The organism is Rhabdochlamydiaceae symbiont of Dictyostelium giganteum (assembly GCF_964291045.1).
Lineage (GTDB): Bacteria > Chlamydiota > Chlamydiia > Chlamydiales > Rhabdochlamydiaceae > PALSA-1444.
Genome location: NZ_OZ197277.1, coordinates 1,440,245 through 1,456,880, shown reverse-complemented (window position 1 = coordinate 1,456,880; position 16,636 = coordinate 1,440,245). Strand labels below are relative to the sequence as shown.

Genomic DNA, 16,636 nt, shown 5'->3' with positions numbered 1-16,636 from the left:
TAAAATGGGCTGCTTTTAGTTTTAAAAGCAGCCATTTTTTTAGATTTCTTTGTTTTTATTTAGATTCGGTTTTCTGATCGTTAGAAGCATTTGTTTTAGATGACGGTTTTTTAGACGAAGAGTGAGAAGCCGTTGAATCTACTACTTCAGTTTCTAAAGGAGCATGCTTATCTTTTGCTGCTTCAAGGAGCTGCTCAATATCTTTTTCCGTTAGAATAGCGTAATTAAATCCGATAGGAACTCCTCCAAAAGTATCATTTGTGATTTCACCACAAAAATCGTCATAAGCTGTCATAATTGTGTTAGGGGTATTAATAGATACTTCCTCTTTCTGAGTCACTACATTAGAAAGACCATTTAGGCTTTTATACATGGCAGATTGTAACTCTACTTGTCTATCTGATGCAGATTTTCCTGTTTTATCACTTCCCATGGATTCATATTTTCTCACATTTTGCTCTTGCTGCTTAAGAACTTCTCTCACAACAGTTTCTCTTGCAAATTGAGGAATAATACCTTGCGCAATAAATTCAATGGATACATTGAGATCATTGCGGTTATGGACGCTATCAGAATGAGATTCATCTGCTTTTTGGTTTGAATTACTATATCCTCCATTCACTCCAATACCCCAAAATTTTGCACTTGCAGAAGCGTCTGTAGAAGAAGAAGAAGTATTTGCTTTATCTTCAGTGTCTCGGTTAGATTTATCTTGCTTGAGGTAGGTCACAATAGCAGAAAATGATCCCCCCATAACAGCTTCAGTTAAGAGATAAATTTGTTTATTATTATTAATAACATTAATACCAAGATTATTTAACGCCTCTATTTGCCTGTTTCTTTCTGCATTATCTACAGAATTTTGATCTGATAATTTATAACTTTTCATGGCATTTAAAATGCTTTTTAGTTTGATTGGATCATAGGCTCTATTCTTTAATAAACGAACATTTCGTGTTGTCACAAGGGCATTAATCACGAGAATTTTTGAAGCATATCCTGTATTTTTGATCTGACTGACACGGTTTGTTGCTGCACTTGACCAAGAATGCGAGACGTTAGCAGAGAATGCACCATAAGAGACCCCTACATTTGCGCTACTTGCATTCGAACTTTGATTCATTTTGTCTTCAGTTCTTTGAGAACTCTCACTTGTATCAACATATTGAGAGCTAAAAGTGACTGTATCAAACCCTCTTTTTTCTGTATCAACAGTAGTCTTATCGAAATCAAAAGGGCTCTCTACTGCGGTTGAAATATTGGAAAAAATAGGGAGCTCTTGATTTTCTTCAAGAATGTTTTCTATTTGTTTAGGAATCTGATCAATTTGTGTTAAAATAGCTGATCTTTGTTTTTGATAAACGTTCATAAGACAAGCGTCAAGTTTCTCAGCTGGGGTGAGCGTTGCCTTGCCTACAGGAGGTGTTCTTTGTTGAATAACCTCTATCTTGGTATCAATTGCTTTAGCTTGCTGCTCTAAAATATTTAGTTCTTTTTGAACGCGTTCAATTTTCCCTTGAATTTGTCCATATTTTTCCATTTTTTCAATGATATCGCCTCTAACAACAGACCCTAAAGCTAGGCCTGGTTGAAAGGGGATCTTTGCGTTGAGCGATGTTGACATATAGGTTCCTCCATATTTATAGTTTGAAAAAAAACATTCTTAAATATTGATTTATTTTTTACTATTAAAAAATAAATTATATTAATTATGTATATTCAATTATCTTTTTTAAGAAGAAATTCAAAAAGAAAGCACCTATCTTTTTTCTTTACAAAATAAAGAAGAGAAGCTAAATGTATTGTCATTAAAATTATTAATCCCGAGAGATAACGTTTAACATGTCATTGTCACTGTATGCAAAAATCCCTTTTCAACCAGGACTTACCTTGGGTTCAATAGTCAGTGGTGACGTGATTGAAGAGATGGAACAATATGCACAGACACTGTTAAAAATAGAAAAAATACAGCATGAAATACAAGGTTTTGAACGAGATCTTAAAAATTTAGATCGGAACATTACAGACATTACGCATAAAAAAAATAAAACAGAATTTGATCATGAGCTTGAGGTGTTATTGAAACAACAGCAAGCTAAGCTTCAGAAAAAAATTGATCAGTTGCCTGAAAAGATTGAAGAAATGGGCTGTCTAAAAATGCCTTCCCTCCCCAATATTTCAATAGAGCTAGAAAGTCCTATCGACTTTGATCACACCCAAATAACGATGCATCATAGAGGTTTTGATGGCATTTATTTCAACGCTCAATACATTGACATGGATGAAAGCTCTCATAAGATTCAGAGCCAACTCAATCAAAGCTTACAAGCTGGTAGTGCAAATGTCACTGGATCTTACAGCTCTTTTTCACTCAAAACTCCTTATTCTTGGTCAGCAGATACTCTAGCCCGTGTGAGTGAAATCCACAGTCAAGGGTATGCTAAAAAAATCTTTCTTATCACTGCCCTCGTGACAACACGGCATGTTCGTCTTTTTAAAGATATTGTTTATGATCCTAAAAAACTCAGCACTCTCTTAAATAGGATGAAAGAAGGACATCAAGAAAAAGGGATAACAGCTCAAGGGAATGCTAAAAAGATCTATATGCTCACAGAAGCTGTTATGGGAGGTTATTTTTCAGCTATTGTGATTTATCTAAAAAATAAGCCTCAAGATTCGACACAAGATTTTTCTTCCCACTTCAATAAACAGGTAAAGGAAGGAATGGGATTTTTCAAGGATAAAGGTGAACATCTAAAAACTTTTCAAAAAGCTAATAAATCTGAGGATAACATATCTCATCCAGATAATACCGATATATCCATTGAATTTATTGCTCAAGGGACAATTCCTCAATTAGCCAAGCAAAAAGTGGTGCAGGAGTTACTCAAGCATGAAGACCAAAACTTAAAGAAATATGCAACATTAAGGAACTTTCAAGAAAATCAAGACCATTACAAGCATCAATCTGGTTTACAGCAGGACATCAATATCAATATGGATGAATTGCAGACAGCTATACAGAAAGAGGAAAATTCTATACATACTTCTGGGAAGGTAATGCAAGCTTATAATGATTTTTGTAGAACAATTGTCGATGATCCTTATTGCGGTATTCCTATGGGATTTAATTACACGGTTCTTACTGAAAATGAAATTGAAATAATTATTAAAGAGTTAAGTCATGCTAAAAAACCTTAATAACTTAAACCAGAAAAAAGATGAGGTTATATCATGAGCCACGCCATATTTAGTTCAAACAGTAATGCGATTCAAAAAATACTCCCTTGTTTTCCAGGGTATGCCATGGGAGGAATCATTCCGACTTTTGAGCTTGAGCGTCCTTATCTTGAGCAGACAAAAAGTGATCTTGAAAGTGGAATTATTAAAATCAAGCAACAGATGGATAAAATAAAAAATGATTCTGGTGTTCAACAACAATTGAGACTACTTAATCAACAGGCAAAACAGTTTGAGGAAAATCTTAAAAGAACAGAGAAAAGGATCAAGGAGTGTCAAGGAGATGAGGAAGGGCTTTCTTCCTTTGAGATCATGCTACCTATTGACTATAGTAGATCCGGTATCGAATACCGAGATACAGCAGATGAATCTGAAAGTATGCATTTTATCGTTCTCAAAAGGCAGTCGGCAGAACAGCAACTAAGCAAATTTACAGAGCATTTGACTCAGATGCGTTATTTACCTTCCGTTGTTGATCTGGTGGATCAAGTTTCAAGAATGATTCTTGATCAGTATCAAGATCAGGAAGTGTGTTTGCTCGGTTCTTTTATTACATTATCTCGTGTCAGAGTGATAGATCCTATTGTCATAAGAAAGCATGCAGTTTTAAGTGATCAGCTGATTCAAACTAAGACGGCCAGTAAATTTTCTGTAATTAGTGAGGCAGTTCTTGGAGGTGCCTTTATTGGATTTGGAACAAATATTTCAAATAATACCCTCTCAGAATCAAGCTCCAGCCAAGAGATTAAGAAAGTTGTATCACAAATGCATACCTTTTCATTTATCAGTCAAGGAGCTATCCCTACAACAGACAACTTTAGCTTGTGGGATACTTATAACAATTGGAAAAAAAAACTTATCACCGATCAACATTGTGGTTTTCCCGTCGCATTTAAAGTCCGAAAATTAACAGATATTTTGGAAGAAAACGGATTAAAAGAAGAAAATCGATCATAGAAATAAAGGAATTATTATGTTAAATATCATTTCAGATCAACGTTATCAAGAAGCATTACAAGATTTAAAGAAAGGACTTCAAGCAGCCCCAGATAATCCAGAAACACAGAAAGTGATTCAACTTTTAGCAAAGATACGTAATATTTATCAGGACGATATTTTTGAGGAGGTGCAAAAGAGTCAAATTAAAGATGCATCTATGCTTAAGGCAATGGAGACGATTAATCATATTGCTGGATCCGTTTTTAATAGTTCTGCAGATGATGCTGATAAAGAGTGTGGTCAAATTTGTTCTGATTTACAGGATCTTTCTATTTCTGTTTTAACAAATCGGTATCAGAATACCTTAGAAAAATTAAAAGAACAATTATCTATATTAGCTAATCCTTACGCAAAACAAAATATTTTAAAGGGGTTGCAAGCATGTCAATTAGCTGTCAAGAGTGATGTAAAGACATACTCCTTTGAGTCTGTTTTATCCCTAGATATGCCTGAGGAGATTAAAGGGAATTTTAAAAAATTTTCTTCCTTAACATCAGACGTTCCTTTGGCTACGGTCATATCAGATATGGAAAGCATTATTAAAGGGCACTCTCTAAAAGAAGCTGTATTTTGGGAATCTTATGAAGTATTTTTTAAGTTGCCTCAAATTTTAAAGTTAGATAATGGAAGTATAGAAAATATTCAAGGTTTTATCCAATCAAGTCTTGGAGATGCATTTAAACGAGATGTATTGGCAATACTAGAAACTCGCCAAATTGACATGAAAGAATTAGAACAGGGAATTAAAAAAACGCGCTATAAAAATCTCAACACACTTTTAGCTCAATTGATCAAACAAAAGCCCGTTAAAAAAGAAGGACTTGCAACTTATTGGAATGAGTCTGAAGTGTTTTTTACGGAAAAGACAATCTATTTAACCGATCCTGAAACATTAAAGACTCATAATGGCACGATTGTTAAGAGTCAAAAAGATAGGAATGGAGCTTGGATTTTTACATTACATGATGATTCAGAAATCAAAATTGAACCTTCTTATCATACGACTATTACAAGTGCAAATCGTTATAAATTATTAACAGCTATTTTAAATGGCACTTTAAATCCAACAGATGTTTTTACTCTTAAGTTAGCCTCTGATCAGTCGATTGAATCCGGTATGGTTGCGGGTACTTATTATTTTTCTCAAATAGAAAATAATAAAACAATTACACGTAAACCATATAAAGAGATTCGATTAAATAATTTAGAAAATACTAGCAATAATTCTACATCGAATAATTATACAATACGCATAAATCTTCAAGAAAAAAATAATGAACTAGTGCCAAAAAATATTGAGATTGAAGGAGGTTCAAACAAATCATCCGTATCACTGCAAGCTTTTAATAGTATGTATACAGCGATTAAACAAGATAGCCAAAGTGTAAAAGGAATTAATAAATCAAATGCAGATGACCAAATTCTTATTAAAGATGAGAAAGATGGTAATAAGATTAGAATGATGCATCTTAAACAGATTAAAGAAGCGCTAGACACCGCGCGTAGTGAATTTTTAAAATCAGCAAATAAGCATTTATTAGATTTTTTAATCGATGATTTAGCGGGGCAAAAACTAGAAAAAATTAGTGCACAGGGGATGAGCACTTTTTATCAACAGCGCCCAGATCTTGAGATACATCTTAAAGACATTTCTAAAAAATATGAAACCGATTTAAAAATTCATCAAACACCTGAACGCATTTTAAAGCAGCTAATTGAAGAGGCCAACTATGCCTTACTTGTCGATAAGAACCAAAGCGTTGTTGTTTCAAGAACGATGGAACTTCTTAAAGATGCGTATAAAAATCTTGAGAAAATAGAAGGTAAGGATGTTATTTTCTTTGTGGGGAATACAGGGGCAGGAAAAAGCACTGCAATCAGTTATTTTCTTGGTGCAGAAATGGAGATCTTTACAAACCGTGTAGGGGATAAAGTCGTTCGTGTTAAAGGGGAGGAGGAGAATGAAACAAGTCAATACCCTACAATTGGACAATCTTTAGGAGAATCTGAAACGTTATATGCAAAAGGGTATCCATTAGAAGATTTTCCTCATGTGCTAGGAGATTGCCCTGGCTTTAATGATACAAGAGGCGGTGATTTTGAAATTTGCACTAATTTAAGTATTGATCAAGCCATTGCCAAGTCAAAATCTATTCGGTCAATTGTCTTAATTATCCCTCTCTACGCCTTTTTAGTTGATCGAGCTAACCCTTTAATTGAGTTAATAGAAACAGTTAGAGAACGTTTTACAGATGCATTTGATCCTACAAAGATCGGTGAGAATTCGAATTTCTTTATTTTGATTACCAAACATAATCAAAATGAGGCAGCTGTGGAAAGCATTAAAAATGGAACCCGTATTCAAGAACTTCTCAATGAATCCAAGAAAAAATTAGAGGATGATAATGCTGTATTGGATGATTTTGAACTCAAACGAATTGAGAGAAGAAAAAATATTTGGCAAACCTTGCGCCTGATGCATGACAAAAAACAAATTGATTTTATCGATATTGAAGACGCTTTTGAAAAAGATGAGTTATTAACAAAATATACGACAGCTAGTCAACAACAAGTCAAAAAAAGTCGTTATGTGAATGCGATGCAAGGACAAGATATGCAAATGAAATTTGGTAAGTATATCGAAATGTCTGCACATACATGGGCACATTCGATTTTAACTCCTTACCTTATTGACTTACCTCAAAAGATACAGCAATTGAATGAAGATTTAGCTAAAGAGAATGGCAAAATTATTTTGTTAGATCAGCAGCAGAAATCTAGAGAAATGAAGATTGCAAGCATGGAAGAGAACGAAAAAAAATTAAAAAATCTGATCGATGAGCTGATAAAATTAGAAAAAGATCCTCATACTGCTGAAAGCAATACGTTACTAGAAGAAATTAAATCAAAATCTTCTGCCATTAATGATGAAAATATCAATCAACTAAATTTTGAATTAACAAAATTGGAAAGGGATATCAAAAATGAAAATGCAAATATTTCAGAACTAAGAGATAAAATTACAAAAATTAATGACCAATCTAAAGAAGCTGAATCAGAAATAATAAAAAAGAATAGGGATATTCAAGATTTATCAAAAGGTTCAACAACTAAATTGTTATGGAATTGTTCTTATAAAGACCAAGAAGAGCTATCTTTTTGTCACTATTCAGATGCAGTTAGAGAAAAAGCATTTAAAGAAGGGAGAACTGTGACCTCGGAAGAAGCTGGGGCTTCAACCAAGGTTAAAACAAAGGATTATAGAGGGACATTGCAACATTTAGCTCTTATTAGTAAAGAGTATAGAGTTATTCCTGCAGACCCAACAATACGACAAGCGTTTATTCAAAGTATGCAAAGAAATAATAGTTATAATTCTGGTGAAGGGAAATTTGCAGCGGCACTAGAAGGAGAGCGATTTAGTGTTGACCTGGGGGTGACTATTCATCCTGAGGGTAAGCAAATGGTATATGGATTTAAAACTGAATGGAAAGGAGATATTTTACCTTGGGTGAAAATTTCTCATACTATTCCAAATATTGATCTTAATGAGGCTACTATTATCAATAAAGGAGCTGAAGTTACTGTTTTAGAAAAAAAACAAAAAGAGCTACAACTTGATTTAGATGGAGCAGGTAAGCTTGTTGGCAAAAAGAAAGAATTGGAAACCCTTTTATCTCAAATTACTGGTTTGGAAAGGAAAAAGGATTCTGTAATGGAAAGAATTACAGAGGCAAAAAACCGTGCATTGGAAAATTCTATTGAAGAATCACGTAAAGCGAAGGAAAAGGAATTAGCAGATAACATTCGTTTAAGAAACAAAGAAAAAAATTTTGATGAGCTGAATAAGAGTAGAGAAATTGCGGTTCAATCTGCCCAAGCAATTGAAGAAAAAATTGTATTTGAGAAAAAACAAAAAAGAAATTTTGCCATCATTATCAAAAATAATGGTGAAACAGCCAAACAACTTCGAGAATTTTGTATTCTTGTTTTAGGAGGAGAAGTTATTCAAGAAGAAAGAAGTAGTATGATTGCTACATGTGAGAAATTTAAAAAAATATATGATGAAAATATTCATCATTTAGCCATAAAAGTGGAAGAAGATTTAAAGCTCGCTTAAATCTTTTGAACATTTGAGGATATATTTTGAAGAGGGCGCCTAGAATAGAAGTGCTCTCTTTTTTATTGTAGGTATGGACGCTTTTTTCTTTTAACGTATTAAAGAGTTTCATGACATGAATCATTTCAATTAAAAAGACAAAGATATTTGAAGGAATAATATGGTAAATAAAATTTCAAATTGGGAATCCTATGGAATATTTTTTGAATTACCTCAAATTTTGAGGCTTAACAATGCAGCTGTAGAAAAAATTCAAAGCTTGATTCAATCTAGGGATGTTGAGGCATTTAAACGAGAAACCTTAAAAATTTTAGAAATTCATCAAATTGGCAGCCATGAACTCGATCAAGAGCTCAAGTCGACACGGTATAAAAATATCAATACACTACTTGCTCAAGTGATTAAACAAAAACCTGTTCAACAAGAAGGTTTTACCAACAATTGGAATGAGCCTGACACGTTTTTTAAGGAAAAAACCCTTTATTTAACAGATCCAGAAACGCTTGAGACTTATCATGGAACTGTTGTAAATAGTCAAAAAAATCAAGAGGGGGATTGGATTTTTACACTACATGATCATATGGAAATTCAGATTACCCCTCATTATGACATTGCCCTAACAAAGAGCCACCATCATAAATTATTAACAGCAATTTTGAGCAATAATTTAAATTTCAATGATGTGTTTATACTGAATGTTTTACCTAGCTCTTCGATTACGTTAGGAATGGTTGCTGGTTCTTACAGGCTTTCTAAAAGTGAAATGCGTCCTACATTTGCTGGTGGAGTTTATCAATACATTGAATTAACTCATCCAAATAGTCAAGAATTAGAAAGCAAATTATTTATTTACTTTAAGGGGGAAGATCAAAATTCTCCCATTGAAGCGATTAAAATGGAGATCAAGGGAAAAAAGGGTGAGTACATCGACCCCAAGCTTTTTAATAGTATTTATACAGCAATTAAAAAGGATACTCAAAAGGTTCAAGGAGTTAATGCAACCAATATTAATCATCATATCTTGATCAAGGATGAGAATGAAGATACAAGGATAAGAAGAATGTATCTCAAACAGATTCGAGAAGCGTTAGATGAAATTCGTACTGAGCTTTTAAAATCTGAAAGCGCGCAATTAGTAGAACTCTTAATGAAAGATTTAGTAAAGAACGGACTTGCAAAAATCAGTACGGAAGGGATGGATTCTTTGAACAAACAGCGACCCGATCTGACTGTAAATCTTAAAGAAATTTCTCTGAAATACTGTACGCATTTAAAAATTTATCAAACACCTGAAGCCATTTTAAAGCAGCTTATCGAAGAGGTCAATTATTTCTCGCTTATTGGTGAAAGCCAAAGTGTTGTGATTTCAAAAACAATGGAACTTCTTAAAGATACTTATAGAAATCTTGAGGAGATAGAAGGAAAGGAGGTGATTTTTTTTATTGGAAATACAGGTTCTGGGAAAAGCACGGCAATCAGTTATTTCCTGGGTGCAGAAATGGAAACCGTGACAAACCGTGTTGGGGATAAGGTCATTCATATAAAAGAAAAGGCTCATAACGGCAAATATCCTATTATTGGACAATCTTTAGGAGAATCTGAAACGTTATATACAAAAGGGTATCCTTTAGAAGATTTTCCTCATATGCTTGGAGATTGTCCAGGGTTTCATGATACAAGAGGTAGCGATTTTGAAATCTGTACCAACTTAAGCATTGATCAAGCTATGACTCAAGCAAAATCGATTAGGTCAATTGTACTCATCATTCCCATACACGCTTTTTTAGTTGACAGGGCAAATTCTGTAATTGAACTGATTGAGACTGTAAGAGAGCGTTTTATAGATTCTTTCAATCCTACAAAAATTGGGGAAAATTCCAATTTTTTTATCTTGATTACAAAACACGATCAACATGAAGCCGCTGTAGACAGTCTTAAAAATGGGACCCGTATTCAGGAATTATTGAATGAATCAAAGAAAAAAATAGAAAGAGAAGGTGCCATATCAGACGATTTTGAATTAAAAAAGATTGAGAGAAGGAAAAATATTTGGCAAGTATTACGTCTCATGCATGATCAGAATCAAATCGATTTTATCGATATTGAAGATGCATTTGAAAAAGATAAATTATTAACAAAATATACGACTGCTTATCAACAAGAAGTTAAGAAAAATCGGTATGTGAATGCAATGCAGGGGCTAGATATACAAACAAAATTTGGGAAGTCGATTGAAGTCTCTGTGCGCACATGGTTGGATTCTATTTTAACCCCCTATCTATTAGGGTTACCTGAAAAAATCAAACAATGTGATGAGCAATTAATCAAGAAAAAAGCGGAAACAGAATCTTTACAGCAAGCCAAAAGAGATAGAAATGTCGAAATTGAAAAGATGGAAATTATTGAAAGGGGATTGAAGCAATCCATTTATGAATTAAGGCTATTAGAAAAAGATCCTCAGGCAATCAAGAAAGGTGAAATGCTAGAGGAAGTCAACGCTATAGTTGTTGCTATATCCAAAGCAGAACGTAGCAATTTAGAGAGTGAGTATATTGAAATCGAAAGAAAAATCGAATCTGCAGCCAAAGAGCACGTAAAAATAGAAAACGCAAAAAAAGAGATAGAGATATCAATCATCAATCTTAAGAGAGAGATAGAGATATCAATTATCAATCTTAAGAAAGAGATAGAGATACCAATTATCAGTCTTAAGAAAGAGATAGAAATAAAACAGACGATGGTTGATTCCATGTTTATGTCATGGGGCTTTTTTGGGGGACGAATAATGAGCATGGCTGGTCAAAAGGAAGAAAGAAAAATTGAGAAATTAAGAGCGCAGCTGCTAATGAGCATGGCTAGTCAAGAGGAAGAAGAAAAAAAAATTAAACAATTAAGAGCGCAGCTGTATGAATTAGAGTGCACTTTGAATGGGATACAAGGGGTAAAGGGTAAAATTCAGCAATGGGAGATGAGCCATCATCAAATGGAAACTCTTAGGAAAATAAGAGATTCTATTAAGCAAAGGCAACAAGAGTTTGATAGACATACATGGGTTAGTGCTGTGAGAAAAGTACTTGCAATACAAGAATCTAAACTATCTCAACAGGTTCATGCAAGAAAAACAGAAGAAAATTTTAACCTTCTTAACAAAGAATTCGATGAGATAATGCAAACAATCACAGCAATAACAAAAGAGAAATTTCTAGCAAAAATACAGAAGAGAAAACTGGCTATGGTGATTAAAAATCAAGAAAAAGATATAAAGTGCTTGAGAGAGTTTTGTAATTTAGCACTAAAAGGCAGTAGAGCTCAAGGAGAAATGAGCCCTATGATTAACCTGTGTCAAAAATTTAAAAAATTATATGAAGATAATGTTTTTCACCTAGAAGCTGCGCTAAAAGAAGATCTTCAGCTTACTTGACCTATTTTTTGGAAAATAGGCTATCGAAAAATAGATACCGTCACTAATCAAATAAGTGAGTCAGACATGAATAGCGAAAAATCAACCCTCTACAGGTTGATTTTTTGCTTTAGAAAAACAAGCAAGAAATTCAAAACAATAGAGTATTCATACGTTTTTAATGCATAGTCAACGATTCAAAAGTATATCATCTAATCCTCGTCTGAAAATCTTTTTTTCGTTATACACCTAAAAGAGGTCTTCATTGTGTAGGCTTACTTTTTATGAAGATTTCCTTAACATTTTATCATAAAGGCTTTTATGCATGATCATCTTGGCAGTTTAAAACAGCTCCCTTCTGGGGAGTATTACTACTCCCTTAAGACTTTAGGAGATAAAGTCCAAAGACTTCCCCTTACCCTTCGTATCATGCTAGAGTCTTTATTAAGACATTATGACGGGGTAAAGATTCAAGAAAAAGACATAGAGTCACTCATTAACTGGAATGCAAAGCATCCTGAAGATAGAGATATCCCTTTGATGGTAAGTCGGGTGATTTTGCAAGATTTAACAGGTGTTCCTTTACTAGCTGATCTTGCTGCGATGAGAGATGCAGCAGTTCAGCTTGGACTGAATCCAAGTAGTATCGAGCCTAAAGTGCCTGTTCATCTTGTGGTTGATCACTCTGTGCAAGTCGACTCTGCCAAAACGTCCTCTGCTTTTGCTACTAATATCCAAAAAGAATTTCAGAGAAATCAAGAGCGGTATACATTTTTAAAGTGGGGACAAGAGGCGTTTAAAACATTTCAAGTGGTGCCCCCTGGTGTGGGGATTGTGCATCAGGTGAATTTAGAAACGCTAGCTACTTGTGTGGTAAGAGAAGAAAAAGAAGGTAAAGTATTTCTCTATCCAGACACGCTTGTGGGCACGGACTCTCATACAACCATGATTAATGGAATTGGAGTGCTGGGGTGGGGAGTAGGCGGCATTGAAGCAGAATCTGCAATGCTTGGACTTCCGATGCCAGTTCAACTTCCTGAAGTGGTGGGCTTTTACTTAACAGGAAAACTTAAAGAGGAAGTCACCTCTACAGATCTTACCTTAACAGTCACAGAATATTTACGTAAAGCGCATGTAGTCGGAAAATTTATCGAATTTTTTGGAGAGGGTGTAAAGTCTCTTTCTGTTGCAGATAGAGCAACTATTGCCAATATGGCACCAGAATACGGCGCTACAGTGGGTTTTTTCCCGTGTGATGATAAGACACTAGATTACTTACGAATGACTGGAAGAGAAGAGTCCTATATTCAAACTGTGAAAAACTACCTCACTGCTCAGCATCTCTTTGGCGTTCCTGAAAAAGGAGATATCGATTACACAGAGGTGATGGAACTTGATCTTCATTCCATTATCCCATCTGTTGCAGGACCTAAACGGCCTCAAGACCGTATCCCTCTTAATCAGATCAAAAAGATCTTTCAAAAACTGATACTTCTTCCCATTTCTAAGGGAGGGTATGGAAAGTCCCTTTTACACGCTAGCGCTTCAAAAGCTATAGAAGAAGACCCTTTTTCCCCGCTTCATCACTGCCTCTATCAAGAGAGGATTTATAAAGAAGATGACTCTTCCTCTTATCAAGAAATACCTACAAAGCGCGCTCTTGAGCACGGATCTATTGTGATTGCAGCGATTACGAGCTGTACCAATACAAGTAACCCTAGCGTCATGATTGCAGCTGGGCTCCTTGCTAAAAAAGCGGTGCAAAAAGGGCTTAGTGTTCCTTTTTATGTTAAAACAAGCTTAGCGCCAGGCTCAAGAGTTGTGACAGATTATTTAGATCAAAGCGGGCTCTCTTCTTCTTTAGATCAGCTAGGCTTTCAGCTAGTAGCTTATGGATGCACAACGTGTATTGGCAATAGCGGACCCCTCCCCTTAGAGATTGAAGAAGAAATTGTCGCTAAAGATCTCATTGTAGCTAGTGTCTTAAGTGGTAACAGGAACTTTGAAGCCCGTATTCATAGCTCCGTGAAAGCAAATTTCCTCATGTCACCCCCACTTGTAGTGGCTTTTGCTCTTGCTGGAAGAGTAGATATCAACTTTTCCGTAGACCCTTTAGGGGTAGATAAGGAAGGCTTACCGATCTTTTTAAAAGACATCTGGCCTTCAAAAGAAGAGATTGAAAAAGTGATTCAGCAAGTCATAAAGCCAGATCTTTTCCGTAAGAGATACCGTGATCATTTCACAGGATCATTAGAGTGGGAAGAGATGGAGGCGCTAACCTCCTCTCTTTACCCGTGGAGTGAAATAAGCACCTACATTCAAAAGCCTCCCTTTTTTAGAGGATTTACAAAAGAGCCCGCTCCTTTAGAAACTCTTAAAGGGATGAGACCGCTTGCTCTTTTTAAAGACTCCATTACAACCGATCACATTTCCCCAGCTGGCGCCTTTTCAAAAGATAGCGCAGCAGGCACCTATCTTCTCTCTAAAGGGGTTAAGGTAGGTGATTTTAATAGCTATGGAAGTAGAAGAGGCAATCACCATGTGATGGTAAGGGGCACCTTTGCAAATATTTATCTTAAAAATCAACTGGTTGAAGGAAAAGAGGGGGGCTTTACAAAGCTCATGCCAGAGGGAAAAGAATGCTCTATTTTTGAGGCCAGTGAAGTGTATCAAAAACGAGGGACTCCTCTTATCATCTTAGCGGGGCGGGATTACGGTATGGGAAGCTCAAGAGATTGGGCCGCAAAAGGGTCTAAGCTTCTCGGGGTCAAAGTGGTGATTGCTGAGAGCTTTGAGAGGATTCACCGCAGTAATTTAATTGGCATGGGGATCTTACCGCTGCAGTTTAAAGAAGGAGAGAGTTGGAGTAGCCATGGCATCTTAGGGCATGAACTCTTTTCTTTAGAGGGGTTAGAAGCGTTTGATCAACTGCTTCCTCATCAAGAGATGATCCTCAACATTACAGAAGAGAGGGGGGTAAGAAGTATTGCTGTGACTCTACGGTTAGATAATAAAGTAGAAATTGAGTACTACCGTCATGGAGGTATTCTTAACTATGTGCTAAGAGATATCTTGCATGAAGCGTCAAAGTGAAAAAGGGGTAAAAAGCATTAACCCCTTCATGCCAGGAGGGAAAATTCTTGGCATGAAAGGGTTAAATAAAGATATAACTTCTTAACTTGTGTGAGCTAAGTGTTCACAAACAAGAGGAATATTAATCGGAAGAGGGAAAGGGATTTGGTCGATATGAGGTTCACTCACCAATTTTCCGCTAAAGCTTGCAGCGTCTAGTTCTGCGTAACCTGGCACTTCACGTGCTGTGTTTTCAACAGACTGTTTTACAACTTCAAGATGTTGAGCTTTTGGCTTTAAAGAAATCACCATTCCAGGCTTCACTTCAAATGAACGTCTGTCAACTTTTTTGCCGTTCACAAGAACATGTCCATGAGACACGATTTGCTGCGCTGCAAAAATAGTAGGAGCTAGACGGAGTCTATACACAACGTTATCTAAACGGCACTCTAAACGGCGGATAAACAGATGAGCAGTTACGCCTTTTTTGTTTAAAGCTTCTTTATAGTAACGGACGAGTTGCTTTTGAGTTAACATTCCGTAAACAGCTTTGAGTTTTTGTTTCTCATCTAACTGTAAGCCGAAATCAGACTTCTTCTTTCTCTTTGCTCCATGAACACCCGGTGGGGATGCTTTATGAAGAAGAGGATTGCGTGCACGCCCGAAAATATTGACGCCAAAGCGGCGGGCGATGCGATTTTTAGGGCCGGTATAACGTACCATTGTTGCTCCAGATCAATAACATTCACTTAAAGAATACCATGGTAGTTGAGAATCACTTTTTTTCACAAGAGCAAAACATCTTTTCTTTCACGCATCTTGTCAGAAGAGGGGAGAAGTCTTATAATACTTCCTTATGAAATATTGTGTCTTAGCTTATTATAACTTTACACCTCTGGAAGATCCAGCCCATGATGTCGTTCGGCATAAAAAGTTTTTCTTAACAAGAGATATCCGGTCAAGAATCTACATCTCTCATGAAGGGATTAATGGTCAGATGAGCGCCTCTTTACAAGCTGCTGAAGAATACATGGAGTGGATGAGAAATGACCCCAGGTTTAAAGACACGGAGTTTAAGATTCACTCATGGCATGAGCACTGTTTCCCCAGACAAACGGTAAAACTAAAAACGCAGTTAGTAGCTCTTGATTATCCGGCTGATCTTTCTCAAACAGGCACGCATCTCTCTCCTGAAGAGTGGAAAAACATGCTAGCTTCTAAAGATGAAGAGACCATTTTAATCGATGTGAGAAACCAATATGAGTGGGATATTGGCCATTTTGAAGGGGCAGAGCTCCCGCAGCTAAATACCTTTAGAGAATTTCCTGACTATGTCGATGCGCTCAAAGAAACCAAAGACCCTAAAAAAACCAAAGTGATGATGTATTGCACAGGGGGTATACGGTGTGAGCTGTATTCAGCTCTCATGAAAGCGAAAGGATTTGATGAAGTGTATCAGCTTCAAGGGGGCATCATTAAATACGGCATGGAAGAGGGTGTGGATCACTGGAGAGGAAAACTCTTTGTTTTTGACGATAGGCTCTCAGTTCCCATATCAGAAAATCATCCTGAAGAAATCATTAGCCACTGTCACACCTGTCACGCTCTTTCTGATATGTATTTTAACTGCGCTAATATGGATTGCAACAACCTTTTCTTAGCGTGTCACGCCTGTGCAGAAAAAGAAAAAGGGTGCTGCTCTAAGACCTGTACTTTAGCTCCAAGAGTTAGAGCCTTTATCCCTCAAGAGAGGCCAAAACCTTTTCAAAGGCTGGCAGAGCTCTCTCAAGAACACTCTTCTTAAA

General features: G+C 36.0%; 8 protein-coding genes. 6 read left to right on the top strand and 2 right to left on the bottom strand.

From position 1 onward, the window contains the following. Positions 1-55: 55 nt before the first annotated feature. Positions 56-1,624 carry a hypothetical protein gene (locus ACI7T6_RS05155; RefSeq protein WP_404665313.1) on the bottom strand — a complete coding sequence of 523 codons (1,569 nt, stop codon included), beginning with the start codon at positions 1,622-1,624 and terminating at the stop codon, positions 56-58. A 218-nt stretch (positions 1,625-1,842) separates the two neighbouring features. Here ACI7T6_RS05155 and ACI7T6_RS05150 point away from each other — a divergent pair, with 218 nt between their 5' ends. The 5 genes from ACI7T6_RS05150 (at position 1,843) to acnA (ending at position 14,852) form a co-directional block, all read left to right on the top strand. Next, entirely contained in the window at positions 1,843-3,201 is a 1,359-nt protein-coding gene (locus ACI7T6_RS05150) for a hypothetical protein (RefSeq protein WP_404665312.1), read from the top strand. Positions 3,202-3,234: 33 nt separating this feature from the next. Further along, on the top strand, positions 3,235-4,197 hold the full coding sequence (locus ACI7T6_RS05145; protein ID WP_404665311.1) for a hypothetical protein: 963 nt from the start codon (positions 3,235-3,237) through the stop codon (positions 4,195-4,197). A gap of 16 nt (positions 4,198-4,213) precedes the next feature. Then, a complete protein-coding gene (locus ACI7T6_RS05140) occupies positions 4,214-8,359 on the top strand; it encodes a hypothetical protein (protein ID WP_404665310.1) in 4,146 nt (1,381 codons plus the stop codon). Between the two features lie 160 nt (positions 8,360-8,519). Continuing rightward, a complete protein-coding gene (locus tag ACI7T6_RS05135) occupies positions 8,520-11,780 on the top strand; it encodes a hypothetical protein (RefSeq protein ID WP_404665309.1) in 3,261 nt (1,086 codons plus the stop codon). Positions 11,781-12,080: 300 nt separating this feature from the next. Beyond that, positions 12,081-14,852, top strand: a complete 2,772-nt coding sequence (gene acnA / locus ACI7T6_RS05130; RefSeq protein ID WP_404665308.1) for an aconitate hydratase AcnA — start codon at positions 12,081-12,083, stop codon at positions 14,850-14,852. Positions 14,853-14,933: 81 nt separating this feature from the next. Here acnA and rpsD read toward each other — a convergent pair whose 3' ends face one another. Further along, positions 14,934-15,554 carry a 30S ribosomal protein S4 gene (gene rpsD, locus ACI7T6_RS05125; RefSeq protein WP_404665307.1) on the bottom strand — a complete coding sequence of 207 codons (621 nt, stop codon included), beginning with the start codon at positions 15,552-15,554 and terminating at the stop codon, positions 14,934-14,936. Positions 15,555-15,687: 133 nt separating this feature from the next. On the opposite strand from rpsD, the gene ACI7T6_RS05120 reads away from it, so the two are divergent. Then, positions 15,688-16,635 carry a rhodanese-related sulfurtransferase gene (locus ACI7T6_RS05120; RefSeq protein ID WP_404665306.1) on the top strand — a complete coding sequence of 316 codons (948 nt, stop codon included), beginning with the start codon at positions 15,688-15,690 and terminating at the stop codon, positions 16,633-16,635. The last annotated feature ends 1 nt before the right edge of the window (position 16,636 follow it).

Bases quoted from the DNA above. Each gene is read 5' to 3' on its own strand.
- ACI7T6_RS05155 (WP_404665313.1), bottom strand. From the start codon at position 1,624: ATGTCAACATCGCTCAACGCAAAGATCCCCTTTCAACCAGGCCTAGCT.
- ACI7T6_RS05150 (WP_404665312.1), top strand. From the start codon at position 1,843: ATGTCATTGTCACTGTATGCAAAAATCCCTTTTCAACCAGGACTTACC.
- ACI7T6_RS05145 (WP_404665311.1), top strand. From the start codon at position 3,235: ATGAGCCACGCCATATTTAGTTCAAACAGTAATGCGATTCAAAAAATA.
- ACI7T6_RS05140 (WP_404665310.1), top strand. From the start codon at position 4,214: ATGTTAAATATCATTTCAGATCAACGTTATCAAGAAGCATTACAAGAT.
- ACI7T6_RS05135 (WP_404665309.1), top strand. From the start codon at position 8,520: ATGGTAAATAAAATTTCAAATTGGGAATCCTATGGAATATTTTTTGAA.
- acnA (WP_404665308.1), top strand. From the start codon at position 12,081: ATGCATGATCATCTTGGCAGTTTAAAACAGCTCCCTTCTGGGGAGTAT.
- rpsD (WP_404665307.1), bottom strand. From the start codon at position 15,554: ATGGTACGTTATACCGGCCCTAAAAATCGCATCGCCCGCCGCTTTGGC.
- ACI7T6_RS05120 (WP_404665306.1), top strand. From the start codon at position 15,688: ATGAAATATTGTGTCTTAGCTTATTATAACTTTACACCTCTGGAAGAT.